At 72.6% G+C, this 11,987-nt stretch carries 13 protein-coding genes; 8 read left to right on the top strand and 5 right to left on the bottom strand.

All coding sequences use genetic code 11. The annotated features are described in order from the left end of the window. The first annotated feature begins 21 nt into the window (after positions 1 to 21). The 4 genes from J2S57_RS32400 (at position 22) to J2S57_RS32385 (ending at position 2,907) form a co-directional block, all read left to right on the top strand. Entirely contained in the window at positions 22 to 849 is an 828-nt protein-coding gene (locus J2S57_RS32400) for an ATP-grasp domain-containing protein (protein WP_307249853.1), read from the top strand. A 32-nt stretch (positions 850 to 881) separates the two neighbouring features. After that, complete coding sequence (locus J2S57_RS32395; RefSeq protein ID WP_307249851.1) at positions 882 to 1,658, top strand: GNAT family N-acetyltransferase; 777 nt, start codon at positions 882 to 884, stop codon at positions 1,656 to 1,658. 128 nt (positions 1,659 to 1,786) lie between these two features. Beyond that, on the top strand, positions 1,787 to 2,452 hold the full coding sequence (locus J2S57_RS32390) for a class I SAM-dependent methyltransferase (RefSeq protein ID WP_307249849.1): 666 nt from the start codon (positions 1,787 to 1,789) through the stop codon (positions 2,450 to 2,452). Next, complete coding sequence (locus J2S57_RS32385) at positions 2,449 to 2,907, top strand: P-loop nucleotide/nucleoside kinase family protein (protein WP_307249847.1); 459 nt, start codon at positions 2,449 to 2,451, stop codon at positions 2,905 to 2,907. The genes J2S57_RS32390 and J2S57_RS32385 overlap by 4 nt, the downstream gene beginning before the upstream one ends. A 36-nt stretch (positions 2,908 to 2,943) precedes the next feature. Here the strand turns inward: J2S57_RS32385 and nhaA are convergent, their stop codons facing one another. Together nhaA and J2S57_RS32375 are read right to left on the bottom strand one after the other, a co-directional pair. Then, positions 2,944 to 4,215 (bottom strand): Na+/H+ antiporter NhaA, encoded by a 1,272-nt coding sequence (gene nhaA / locus J2S57_RS32380; protein WP_307249845.1) that lies wholly within the window; start codon positions 4,213 to 4,215, stop codon positions 2,944 to 2,946. A 130-nt stretch (positions 4,216 to 4,345) separates the two neighbouring features. Beyond that, entirely contained in the window at positions 4,346 to 5,374 is a 1,029-nt protein-coding gene (locus J2S57_RS32375; RefSeq protein ID WP_307249843.1) for a Gfo/Idh/MocA family protein, read from the bottom strand. 94 nt (positions 5,375 to 5,468) lie between these two features. On the opposite strand from J2S57_RS32375, the gene J2S57_RS32370 reads away from it, so the two are divergent. Then, complete coding sequence (locus J2S57_RS32370; protein WP_307249841.1) at positions 5,469 to 6,116, top strand: O-methyltransferase; 648 nt, start codon at positions 5,469 to 5,471, stop codon at positions 6,114 to 6,116. Positions 6,117 to 6,128: 12 nt separating this feature from the next. On the opposite strand, the gene J2S57_RS32365 is transcribed toward J2S57_RS32370, so the two are convergent. Both J2S57_RS32365 and J2S57_RS32360 read right to left on the bottom strand, forming a co-directional pair. Then, positions 6,129 to 6,608, bottom strand: coding sequence for a GNAT family N-acetyltransferase (locus J2S57_RS32365; RefSeq protein WP_307249839.1), 480 nt, complete (start codon positions 6,606 to 6,608; stop codon positions 6,129 to 6,131). 65 nt (positions 6,609 to 6,673) lie between these two features. Then, positions 6,674 to 7,600 carry an RNA polymerase sigma factor gene (locus tag J2S57_RS32360; RefSeq protein WP_307249837.1) on the bottom strand — a complete coding sequence of 309 codons (927 nt, stop codon included), beginning with the start codon at positions 7,598 to 7,600 and terminating at the stop codon, positions 6,674 to 6,676. 112 nt (positions 7,601 to 7,712) lie between these two features. Between J2S57_RS32360 and J2S57_RS32355 the strand changes: the two genes are divergently transcribed. Next, the gene (locus J2S57_RS32355) at positions 7,713 to 8,678 is read left to right on the top strand and encodes a GlxA family transcriptional regulator (protein WP_307249835.1); all 966 of its coding nucleotides are present in this window, start codon (positions 7,713 to 7,715) and stop codon (positions 8,676 to 8,678) included. 6 nt (positions 8,679 to 8,684) lie between these two features. On the opposite strand, the gene J2S57_RS32350 is transcribed toward J2S57_RS32355, so the two are convergent. Beyond that, positions 8,685 to 9,122 (bottom strand): hypothetical protein, encoded by a 438-nt coding sequence (locus J2S57_RS32350; protein ID WP_307249833.1) that lies wholly within the window; start codon positions 9,120 to 9,122, stop codon positions 8,685 to 8,687. Positions 9,123 to 9,272: 150 nt separating this feature from the next. Here J2S57_RS32350 and J2S57_RS32345 point away from each other — a divergent pair, with 150 nt between their 5' ends. After that, a complete protein-coding gene (locus J2S57_RS32345; protein WP_307249831.1) occupies positions 9,273 to 10,328 on the top strand; it encodes a DUF2332 domain-containing protein in 1,056 nt (351 codons plus the stop codon). 113 nt (positions 10,329 to 10,441) lie between these two features. After that, positions 10,442 to 11,659, top strand: coding sequence for an MFS transporter (locus J2S57_RS32340; protein ID WP_307249829.1), 1,218 nt, complete (start codon positions 10,442 to 10,444; stop codon positions 11,657 to 11,659). The last annotated feature ends 328 nt before the right edge of the window (positions 11,660 to 11,987 follow it).

The raw sequence follows: 11,987 nt of genomic DNA, 5'->3' as shown, positions 1-11,987 counted from the left end.
GACATCCCGTATGGTGACCGAATGAGTCGCCTGCTGTACGTGACCGACCTCACCTACCAGGCCCGCGGGCGCCGCTACTGCGACGAGGACATCGCTCTGTCCGCCCGGCTGCGTGACGGTTTCGACGTGGCCCTGGCCCACCCGCTCGACGCCGAGCGCCTGATGCCCGCGTTCGACGTCGTGGTGGTGCGCAACACCGGGCCGGTCATCCACTACCCGGCCGCCTACGCGAGGTTCCGCACCGCGGCCCTCGCCGCCCGCGTCCCCGTGTTCACCCAGCTCACCGGCAAGGCCGACATGCTCGGCAAGCAGTACCTGCCCGACCTGTCGGCGGCCGGTTTCCCGGTGATCCCGACGGTCACGACCCCGGACGCGGCGGTCCGCCTCCCGGAGTCGGCCGGGTACGTGGTGAAGCCGGTGTTCGGGGCGGACTCGCACGGGCTGCGGTTCGTGGGGCGCGACGAGCTGGGCGCCCTGGACTACGACGGCGTCCTGGTGCAGCCGCGCATCGACTTCGTGCACGAGGTGTCGTTCTACTTCGTCGACCGCACCCTGCACTACGCCCTGTACGCTCCCGACCCGGCCCGGCGCTGGGAGCTGACGCCCTACGAGCCGACCCCGGCCGACCGGGCGTTCGCCCAGCGGTTCGTCGACTGGAACGACATCGACCACGGCATCCAGCGGGTGGACGCGTGCCGGACCCGCGAGGGGGAGCTCCTGCTGGTCGAGCTGGAGGATCTCAATCCCTACCTGTCGCTCGACCGGGTGGGCGACGACGAACGGGAGACGTTCGTGGAGGCGATGAAGGCGTCGATCACCGAGCTGCTGCGGTCGGCGAAAACCGTTTGACCACGGGTGGGCCGCGCGACAGCCTGGCCTCGATGGATCTCCTGAAGCTCTACGACGACCAGCTGCGCACCGGGTCCGAGACCCCGGGCCAGGTCTCCGACGTCCGGCTCGGGCCGCTGCGGCTGGTGACGCTCCCCGGCGGCCGCGGTTTCGTCACCTACCGCGACCTGGGCGGTGCCGACGCGGCCACGATCGGGAGGCTGGTGGGGGAGGCTCTCGAGCATTTCCGCGCCGACGCCTCGATCGAGGCGGTGAGGTGGAAGGCCCGCGCCCACGACACGGCGCCCGGCCTGCACGAAGCCCTGCTGCGCAACGGTTTCGAGCCCGCCCGGCCGGAGTCGATCATGGTCGGTGAGGCCGCGGTCCTGGCGACCGGTGGGCCGGTGCCGCAGGGCGTCACGGTGCGCCGGGTCACCACCGAGGCCGAGATCCGGGCGATGTCCGCGGCCGCCGACGAGGCCTTCGGCGACCCGCCGTCCGGCGCGATGGCCGACCTCGTCCTTCACCGCATGCGCCTGGACCCCTCCATCGAGGCGTGGGTGGCCGAGGCCGAGGGGCGCATCGTCGGGGCGGGGCGTCTGGATCCGGTGCCCGCCAGTGAGTTCGCGGGTCTCTGGGGCGGTTCCGTGCTGACGGCCTGGCGCGGGCGGGGCGTCTACCGTGCGCTCACGGCGGCCCGGGCCCGCGCCGCCCTGGCGGCGGGGCGAACGCTGATCCACTGCGACTCCACCGAGTTCTCGCGCCCGCTGCTGGAACGCTCCGGTCTGGTGAAGGTCTCGAGCGTGACACCGTACGCGTGGAAGCGCTGACCCCGGTGCTGGTGCTGCCGGTCACCACGTGGCGACGGGCGTGATCACGGGGCCTCGGCGACGGAGGGCCTGGCCGCGTTCCCGGGTTCGCCCTGGCCCGGTTCGACCCGTCGGCCTAGATTGGGTGGATGACCTCGCCGGGCACCGCCAGGTACGACGGCCAGGCCGACTGGTACGCGGAGTCCAACCGTGACTCCGCGGCGCGGCGCTCCCGGATCCTGGCCCGGTTGCTGGGGCCGGGGCAGGGGCCGTGTCTTGATCTGGGGTGCGGGCCGGGACAGTACCTCGACGCGATCCGCGGCACCGGCCGGACGCCGGTCGGTCTCGACTGCTCGGCCGACCAGCTGAGGCTGGCGGCCGGGCGGCCGTATCCGCTGGTGCGGGCCGACGCGGCCCGGTTGCCGCTCGCCGACAGCATCTTTCCGACGGTCGCGCTGGTCTGGGTCTCCACCGACGTCGACGACTTCGGGGCCGTCGTGCGCGAGGCCGCGCGGGTGCTGGAACCCGGCGGGGTGCTGGTCGTCTACGGTGCCCACCCGTGTTTCAACGGCCCGGCGGCGCAGAACGAACCCGACGGCCGGCTCGTGGTGCACCCGGTCTACCGGGACGCGGGCTGGCACTCGCGGGCCGCCTGGTGGAAACCCGAAGGGCTGCGCCGTCGCGTGGGGGTGCGGCACATTCCGCTGGCCGACTACCTGAACGCCTTCCCGGCGGCCGGCCTGACGATCGAGCGTGTGGAGGAGCCCGGTGACGAGCCGGTCCCGATCGCCCTGGCCGTGCGGGCCCGGCGGTGACCGCACGGGTGGTCCTGACCTGCGGGCTCGCCGGCTCGGGCAAGTCGACGTACGCCCGGCGGCTGGAGTCCGAGGGCTGGCTGCGGCTCTCCGTCGACGTGGCCGCCTGGGAGCTGGGGCACACCGAACACCCTCTGCCGCAGGCGGTTCGCGACCCGATCGTGGCTCGCCAGCGGGAGCAGCTCGTCGAGGCGGTGCGGGCGGGGCGGGACGTGGTGGTCGACTACGCGTTCTGGTCGCGGGCCATGCGCGACGAGTACCGGGCCCTGGCCCGGGGTGCCGCGGTGGAGGTCGTGTACTTCGACGTGCCCCGGGCCGAGCTGCTGCGCCGCCTGGCCTCCCGCACCGCCGGGCCGGACGGGGTACGGGTCTCGCCAGAGCTGCTCGACCGTTTCCGGGCCGGGTTCGAGGCCCCGGCCTCCGACGAGACCGACGTGCGCACGGTCCGAGCCTGAATCCGTCCGCACCCCGACCGTTTCCGGCGCGGTCCCTCAGCCGTCCGCGGTCGTCTGCAGCCGGTAGTGCCGGTCGCGTGTCCTGAGCACAACGGTGGCCAGGACGGCCGCGATCAGGCTGCCGAGCAGCACCCCGACCTTCACGTGGTCGTCCGCCGCGCTGCCGGAGCCGAAGGCCAGGGCGCCGATGAGCAGCGAGACGGTGAACCCGATGCCGGCGAGCACGGCCACCCCGAACACGTCGATCCAGTCCAGGTCGCTGTCGAGGTCGGCGCGGGTGAACCGGGCGGCGAGGAAGGTGCCGCCGAAGATGCCGAGCGGCTTGCCCAGCACCAGGCCGGCCATCACCCCGATCGCGATCGGGTCGCCGAGCGCCGAGGTGAAACCGGACCAGCCACCGATGTTGACGCCGGCCGCCATGAACGCGAAGACCGGCACCGCGAAGCCGGCCGAGACCGGTCGGAAGCGGTGCTCGAAGTGCTCGGCCAGGCCGGGCCCGGCGTCCGGGCCGCCCGCCGCCTGACTGCGCAGCACCGGCACCGCGAAGCCCAGCAGCACCCCGGCCACGGTCGCGTGGATGCCCGACGCGTGCACCAGGCCCCAGGTGAGGGCGGCGAGCGGGAAGAGGAGCCAGGCGGAGCGGATGCGGCGCTGCACGCAGACGGTGAACAGGCCCAGGGGGATCAGGGCGAGCAGGGCGGGGAGCACGTTCAGGTCGGAGGTGAAGAAGATCGCGATGATGACGATGGCGAGCAGGTCGTCGACCACGGCCAGCGTGAGCAGGAAGGTGCGCAGCGCGGCGGGCAGGTGGCTGCCGATCACCGCGAGAACGGCCAGGGCGAAGGCGATGTCGGTCGCGGTCGGGATGGCCCAGCCGCCCAGGTCGCCCGCGCCCGAGCCGATGCCGGAGGCGTTGACGAGCACGTAGACGACGGCCGGGGTCACCATCCCGGCCACCGCCGCGATCACCGGCAGGGCGGCCTTGCGCGGGTCCCGCAGGTCACCGGCGACGAACTCGCGCTTGAGCTCCAGGCCGGCGACGAAGAAGAAGATCGCCAGCAGCCCGTCGGCGGCCCAGGCCTCGACCGACAGGTTCAGATGCAGCGACTCCGGGCCGTAGGTGGCGTGGATCATCGACTCGTACCGCCCGCCCCAGGGCGAGTTCACCCAGACCAGGGCGAGCACGGTGCCGATGAGCAGCAGGGCCCCGCCGACGGTTTCCTCACGCAGGATGTCGGCGATCCGCCGGGACTCGGGGCGGGAGCGGCCGAACAGCGGGAAGCGGCGCTCGCGAACGGGGCGGGGCATACGAAACTCCTCGAATCCGGGCAGCACAGAACCAATTGCCGACCAGACTTCCCGGCGCACCGAGGGGAACTCTACCGGTTCCGGGGGTGAACGGCCCGTCGCTTCAGGCCGTTCACCTCACCGGATCGGATCAGAGCGCGCCGAGCTGCTTGCGTGCGTCCTCGAGAATGCCCACCACGGAGACCACTTCGTCGAGCGGGTGCAGCGGCGACTCGAGCCGGCCCTCGCCGATGTACCGGGCCGCCGCATCGGCCTCGTAGAACAGCGCGGCCGACCCCTGCGGGCCGTTGCCGCCCGAGAACCGTGCGCTCAGGGCGGACGCCGGGAAGCCCGGGCCCAGCGTCACCGACAGCGCGCTCGGCGCCAGGAACGGGCCCTCGACATCGATGCGGCCCTCCGTGCCGATCACCGTGGCGCGGGTGGGGGAGGCACTGCGCAGCGACGTGAACGCCACACCCTGCGCCTGGGCGTAGGCCAGGGTCACCGTGGCCTGCTCGTCGACGCCGGTCGGGGCGAGCGTGCCCACCGTGTGGATCGAGGTGGGCGCGCCGAGCACCGACGAGACGAACGAGACCGGGTAGACGCCCGCGTCGAGCAGCGCACCGCCGGCCTGGCCCGGCGCCCACAGCCGGTGCGAGGCGTCGAAGGGCATCGGGAAGCCGAAATCGGCCGAGACGAACCGCACCTCACCGATGTCACCGCGCTCCAGCACCTGACGCAGCACGTCGGACTGCGGCAGGTACCGCGTCCACATCGCCTCCATCGCGAACACCTTCGCGGCCCGGGCGGCCTCGAGGACCTGCTCGGCCTCGGCGCGGGTGACCGTGATCGGCTTCTCCACCAGCACGTGCTTGCCCGCCGCGATCGCCAGCAGCGCCAGCTTGGCGTGGCTGTCGTGCGTGGTCGCGATGTAGACGGCGTCGACCTCCGGGTCGGCCAGCACCTCGTCGTAGGTCGCGGACGAGCGCGTCACCCCGTGCGCCTGCGCGAACGCGGCGGCGCGCTCCGGGCTGCTGCCCGAGGCGAGGTTGACGAAACGCTGCTGCGAGTGGCGGTGCGCGGCGTCGACGAAGCTCGCGGCGATACCGCCCGGACCGAGCAGGCCCCAGCGCAGCGACGGGGCGGTGGACAGTTCACGCGGCGTCGGGAGAAAAGTCATGACGCGGAGCCTACGGGGGCCTCTGCTGCCGCCCGGCACCGGCCTTGGCACGAGCCAGAAGTCAGCCGGCCGGTGCTGGATTACGGTGGAGATCATGAACACTTTGACCTCGGCCCAGACGGCCGCCACGCTCGGCAAGCTGTACCGCCTCGCCGACGAGGCCCAGCGCCGGCCGCGCGACCCGTCGCTGGCCGGCCGGATCGACACGATGACCACCGCCGAGAAGTCCGAGGCCGCGGCCTACCGGTACATGCCGGTGCCTCCCGAGGGCGGGCGCCTGCTGTACGCCCTGACCCGCGGGGCCCGGCCGCAGACCGTGGTCGAGTTCGGCACCTCGTACGGCATCTCGACCATCCACCTGGCCGCGGCCGTCGCCGACAACGGCACCGGGCACGTCTTCACCACGGAGCTCAGCGAGGTCAAGATCGCCGCGTCCCGCGCCAACCTCGACGAGGCCGGGGTCGGCGCGCACGTGACGGTGCTCGCCGGTGACGCCCTGGAGACCCTGAAGGACGTGCCCGGCCCGATCGGCGTGGTGCTGCTCGACGGCTGGAAGGACCTGTACCTGCCGGTGCTGCGCCTGCTGGAGGACCGGCTGGCTCCCGGTGCCCTGCTGGTGGCCGACAACAGCTCGTTCGACGGGCTGCACGGGTACATGGACCACGTGTCCGACCCGGCGAACGGCTACGTGACCGTCGACCTGCCCCTCGGCTCGGGCATGGCGGTCAGTGTGCGCGCCTGATGTCGGCTCAGCTCAGTCCAGCGACTTTCGCATCAACTGGCTCGTGACGGCGTAACCGGCGGAGCGGTACAGGGCGATCGCGCGGTCGTTCCCGCCGAACACGTTCAGCTCGAGGGCCGGCAGGCCGTGCTCGCGCACGGTCCGCTCGGCCGCCTCGAGCAGGGCACGGCCCAGGCCCCGGCCGCGGTGCGCCGCGTCCACCTCGATGTCGTACAGAAACGCGCAGTCGGCGGCGCCGCGCGGGTGGTCGAAGGTGATCCACACCTGCCCGACCGGTGTGCCGTCGTCGAGCACGGCCCGCAGCATCAGCATGCGCGGGGTGTCCAGGCCCTGCGGCAGGGTCTCGGCGTTGAAGCGACGGGCCCGGTCGAGGGCGCCGTCGGCCGGCCAGGCCCCGGCCGTCACCTTGTCCTCGGCGAAGTCGCGGGCGAGCTGCTCCTGCCAGGTCACGAACTCGTCCGGGGTCATGGGGCGCAGGCTCAGCCCGGTCATCGTCGTTCTTCACCTTCGTCGTGAGGAGATCGTGCGTTCGTCGTGCGGTCTGGGGGAGGCGTGCCTCAGGCCGGTGACGGTACACCCGCGGGGGTCCGGGGCTGCGAGCCGTAGGTGATGCCCATCGTCGCCACCCGCCCGCCGTCGAGCCGGAACAGGCACGCCATGGTCGGCGGGCAGTGCTCCGGGTCGGACGGCGGATTGATGAAATCGGCCTCCCACAGCACGACGTCACGGCTCGAGGCCGAATCGTGCATCCGCACGCCGACCCCGGCGCCGAGCGTCCAGGCGAGCATGTCCTTCAGGATGCTGGTGTCCGAGCGCAGGATGCCCATGACGAGAACGGACGCGTCGGGCCGGTACCAGTCGTCGACCGTCCTCGCGAAGGAGCCGTCGGCCATCGAGCCGAACAGCTGCTGCGACTGCGCGTGCCACGGGTCGGGCGGGGTCTGGACCTGACCGGCCGTCGCCCGCAGCCGGGCCGCCAGGGTGCGCCGCCCCTCGCGCAGCCGGCTGCCGACGGTTGCCGCCGGGATCCCGCACAGCTGGCCGATCTGACGGTACGAGCTCACCCCGCTGAAGTACCGCAGCAGTGTCACCTCGCGCACGGGCGCCGACAGGGAGGCCACCGCGGCCCGCACCCAGTCACGGGTCAGGGCCGCATCGAGGGCCCGGTCGAGTTCCGCACCAGGATCGAAGGACGGCATCAGTGGCTCCGGCTCGGCCACCGGCAACGGACGGCGCGAGCGCAGCACGGCCCGGCAGTTGTTGCGCACGATCGCCTTCAGCCAGGCCCCGGCCGCCGCCGGGTCACGCAGCGACGGCAACGTGCGCAGGGCCGTGAGCAGCGCGTCCTGCACCACGTCGTCCACCTCGTCGGTGTAACCCAGCATCGCGATCGCGGTGGCCCGCAGCGACGCCCGGTGCTGCTCGGTCAGCAGCGCGAACGCGCCCATGTCACCGAGCTGAGCCGCCCTCACCAGTTCGAGCACCCTCAGCCCCTCGTCGTCCGTCCGGTGTCCCCATGATCGTGAAGCCGGGGGGCCCTGCACCTCGACCGGACCCGTGCCTGGCCTGAAGCATAGGGTGCGTAATAATCGGGCCATGGTGCATCGTGTGGTCGTGCTGGTGCTGGACGACGTCATCCCGTTCGACCTGGGGATCCCGTCGAGGGTGTTCCGGGAGGCGCTCGACGAGGCCGGGGAGCGGCTGTACGAGGTCGTGACCTGCTCGATCGGGGGCGGTCCGGTGCGCACGAACGCCGACTACTCGGTGCTGGTCGACCTCGACGAGCAGGCCCTGACCACGGCCGGGACGGTGGTGGTGGCCACGCAGGAGCCGACCGCGGCGATGCTGCGCGAGGGGGCGCTGCCCGGGAAGGTGCTGAACGCGCTGCGGCTGATCCCGGACTCCGCGCGGATCGTGAGCCTGTGCACGTCCGCGTTCGTGCTGGCCGCCGCCGGGCTGCTCGACGGCCTGACCGCGACCACCCACTGGCACCTGGCCGACGACTTCCGCCGGTTGTTCCCGCACGTCAGCCTGGACGAAGACGTGCTGTTCGTGGACAACGGGCGGATCGTCACCAGTGCCGGGGCGGCGGCGGGCGTGGACCTGTGCCTGCACCTGGTGCGCAAGGACCACGGCTCGCGGGTGGCGAACGCGGCGGCCCGGCGGTGCGTGGTGGCGCCCTGGCGCGAGGGCGGCCAGGCGCAGTTCATCGAGCACCCGGTGCCGCAGCACGTGGACAGCTCGACGGCGCGCACCCGGGAGTGGGCGCAGAACCGCCTCGACGAGCCGCTGAGCCTGCCAGACCTGGCCGGGCACGCGGCGATGAGCGTGCGCACGTTCAGCCGGCGGTTCCGGGAGGAGACGGGGATGAGCCCGAACCAGTGGCTGATCCAGCGCCGGGTGGACCTGGCCCGGCATCTGCTGGAGGTCAGTGACCTGCCGGTCGACCGGATCGCGAACGAGGTGGGGTTCGGCAGCGGCACCCTGCTGCGCAAGCACCTGCAGGCCGCGCTGGGGGTGACGCCGACGAGCTACCGGCGCACGTTCCAGGTGCCGGTCTGAACCGCGTCAGGCGTTCTCGCCGAACAGGGGCCGTTCCTGGGCGATCATCTCGCGGAAGTGCCGCACCATCGCGGTGATGTGGTCGAGGGTCGGCGTGGCGTCGGTGACCCGGCCGTGGGCCCGGTCCGAGGCCAGCTGCCCGGCCGCCGCCAGCACGGCGTGCACGGTGTCGATGTCCATGTCGATCGGCACCAGGACGTCGCCGCCCGGATCGATCGTGACGCCGTGGAGCGACGCGAATGCGGCCCGGTCGGACGGCGTGAGATGCCCGACGAGCGGATCGCCCTCGGCGCCGGTCAGGGCTCGCGGGGCGAACGGGTCGCCGCCGGGTGCCTGCGTGGCGACGGACCGCAGCACCTCGTCGAAGCCGGAGAGGTCCTTGACGGTGTCGCGCTGCGAGAACTGGCTGCGGGCATGGCGGTCCGTGACAGGGCTGACGCCCATGAATCTGTCCCCCGATCAGATACGCATGGCGATTCGACCATCGGCAGGGGACGAGCCGGACTTCAGCGCCGGAGGACGGGCACGTCGACGGACCAGGTTTTCGACGGTCTTTCACCGGCGAGAGCCGTCTTGCTCGCTATGCTCGCCGTGATGGCCGAGCAGCTGACGCCGGGGGCCGTGGGCCGCTCGCTGCGCCTCGCCCCGGCCCACCAGGACTCCCCGCTCTACCGGCACCTCGCGGACGCGTTCAACGCCTCGCCCGAAGCGCTCCGCGCCATCGACTCCGCACCGCCCCGGCGGCGCAACCTCTCGCTGGTCCTGGCCGCGCTGCACGACCGGGCCCTGGCCGGCCACGCCCCCGAGCTGGCCGCCGCCTACGTCACGCAGGACCCCGAAGCCGCCGCCGGCGCCGCGATCGGCACCCTGCTGCAGCAGACCGCGGCCGTCGTGGAGATCGTCGGACGCCGCACGCTGAAGCCGGACGAGACCGGGCACCACGCCGTCCTGTACCCGGCGATCGCCGAGGTGGCGCGCCGGGCCGGGGCGCGCAGGATCGGGCTGGTCGAGGTCGGGTGCTCGGCCGGGCTGAACCTCGGCGTCGACCGGGCCGGGATCACCTACGGCAACGGGCAGACGCTGGGGGACGCGTCGTCGGCGGTGCGGACGCAGTGCGCCGTGGTCGGCCCGGGGACGATCCCGACGACACCGCTGCCCGAGGTCGTCGCCCGCATCGGACTGGACGAGGCCCCGCTCGACCTCGGTGACCCGGACGACGCCCGCTGGCTGCGGGCGTGCCGGCCGCCGGACCGGCCCGACCCGTCGCTCCTGCCCGAAACCGCGCTCGCCGCCGGTCAGAACCGGGTGATCATCGGCGGTGACCCGCTCGAGAACCTGCCCGGGGCGTTCCGCGCGGTGCCCACGGACGCCGTGCCGGTCGTCCTCAATGCCTGGGCCCTCAACCGGTTCACGCTCGAGCGGAGGCTGCGGTTCCTGAACTGCCTGGACGCGGCCGCGACGCACCGCCCGATCGGCTGGGCGTCGGTCGAGGGGGTCGGCGTGGCACCGGGAATCGCGACGTTCGGCGACCGGCCGGCGTCGGGCCACAGCATCATCGGGCTGGGCGTGTTCGGGCACGCGACGGTCGGCACCGAGGCGGTGGGACGCGTCTGGTCGCGCGGGCGGCTGATGTCCTGGGTGGCGCGCTGAGGTATAGCGCTCCGTCAGCTATAACGTTCTAGGCGCAGAGCCCTCTAGAACGTTATAGTTCTGGCGGTGCCGAAAGGTGTTGCGGCCCCGTCAGCCCTCGTCCGGAGGATCCCGTGAGTCCGCTTCGCCGCAATGCTGCCCTGCTCGCCCTGGCCCTGGGTGGCTTCGCCATCGGCCTGACCGAGTTCGCCGCCATGGGCCTGCTGCCCGAGGTCGCGCGTGACCTGCTCGCCCCCGAGTACGCGCAGTCCGCCGAGAGGGCCATCGGGCACGCCGGCTGGCTGATCAGCGCCTATGCGCTCGGCGTGGTGGTGGGGGCGCCCGCCGTCGCGGCGCTGTCGGCGCGGATGCCGCGCAAGCGCCTGGTCCTGGTGCTGCTGGGCTGGTTCGTGCTCGGGACGGCCGCCTCGGCCCTGGCGCCGACCTTCGAACTGGCCCTGGTCGGAAGGTTTCTCGCCGGCCTGCCGCACGGGGCCTACTTCGGTGCCGCCGGGCTGGTGGCCTCCCGGCTGATCGGCCCGAACAGTCACGCCAAGGGATTCTCGCTGGTCATCGCCGGGCTGACGGTGGCCAACGTGGTGGGCGTCCCGGCGGTCACCTATCTCGGCCAGGTCAGTACCTGGCGCATCGCCAACCTCGTGGTCTCCGCCGCATTCGCCCTCACCCTGATCGCCGTGCTGGCCCTGGTCCCCGAGGTCGGCCGCGACGAGAAGGCCTCTCCCGCGGCCGAACTCCGTGCCCTCCGGTCCGGTCAGGTCTGGCTGGTGGCGTTCGTGGCCTCGGTCGGGTTCGCCGGTTTTCTCGCGATCTACACCTACGCCTCCCCGGTGACGACCGTGGTCGCCGGCCTCGACGCGTCCGTCGTGCCCTGGGTTCTCGCCACGGCCGGCATCGGCATGACGGTGGGCAACGCCCTCGGCGGATTCGCCGCGGACCGGCACCTGAAGGCCTCGCTGATCAGCGGTTTCGCGGCTGTGCTGGCCGCGAGCGCCCTGTTCTGGCTGATCGCCCGTACCCCGTCCGGGCTGTTCGTGAGCATCTTCGTGATCGGTGCCACCAGCATGTTCCTGAGTCCCGCCCTGCAGGCCCGGTTGATCCAGGTCGCACCCGGGGCCCAGCTGATGGGCGCCGCGGTCAGCCAGTCGTCGATGAACATCGCCAACAGCCTCGGAGCCTGGATCGGTGGCGTCGTGATCGCGCAGGGCCTCGGCTACCTGTCCCCGGCCGTGGTCGGTGTCGGGCTGGCAGCGGTTGGGCTGGTGCTGACGGTGGTCAGCTTCCGTGAGCGCCGTTCCGCGGCGGTGGCTGCCGCGATGGTCCCGGCCGCCTGAGTTCGTGCTTGAGGACGCGTGGGTGCCCGTCGGTCCCGTCCCTCACCTGGTCCGTGTGGCGCGGGTGGCGCGGGTTTCGATCGGGGCTGTCGTGTCCGGGTGGTGCGAGGCCCGGTATGGGCCGGCCGCGAGATTCCGGTGTTTTCGATTATCGATAATCGAAAGCAGCACGATCTCGGGTGCCTGGTGCCTGGGCTGCTGGAGGCACCAGGGGCATTGGGGGTGCCGGGAACAGATGGGGGTGTCGGGGGTGTCGGGGGTGTCGGTGCCGGGCGTCGGAGGCGCTGAGGGTGGCGGGCGGTGAGTGCAGGGTGGTGTGGCGTGGGGG

This window comes from Kineosporia succinea (genome assembly GCF_030811555.1).
In the GTDB taxonomy this organism is placed as follows: domain Bacteria; phylum Actinomycetota; class Actinomycetes; order Actinomycetales; family Kineosporiaceae; genus Kineosporia; species Kineosporia succinea.
The sequence above is the reverse complement of the archived record's forward strand: the minus strand, read 5'-3'. Positions and strand labels throughout refer to the sequence as shown.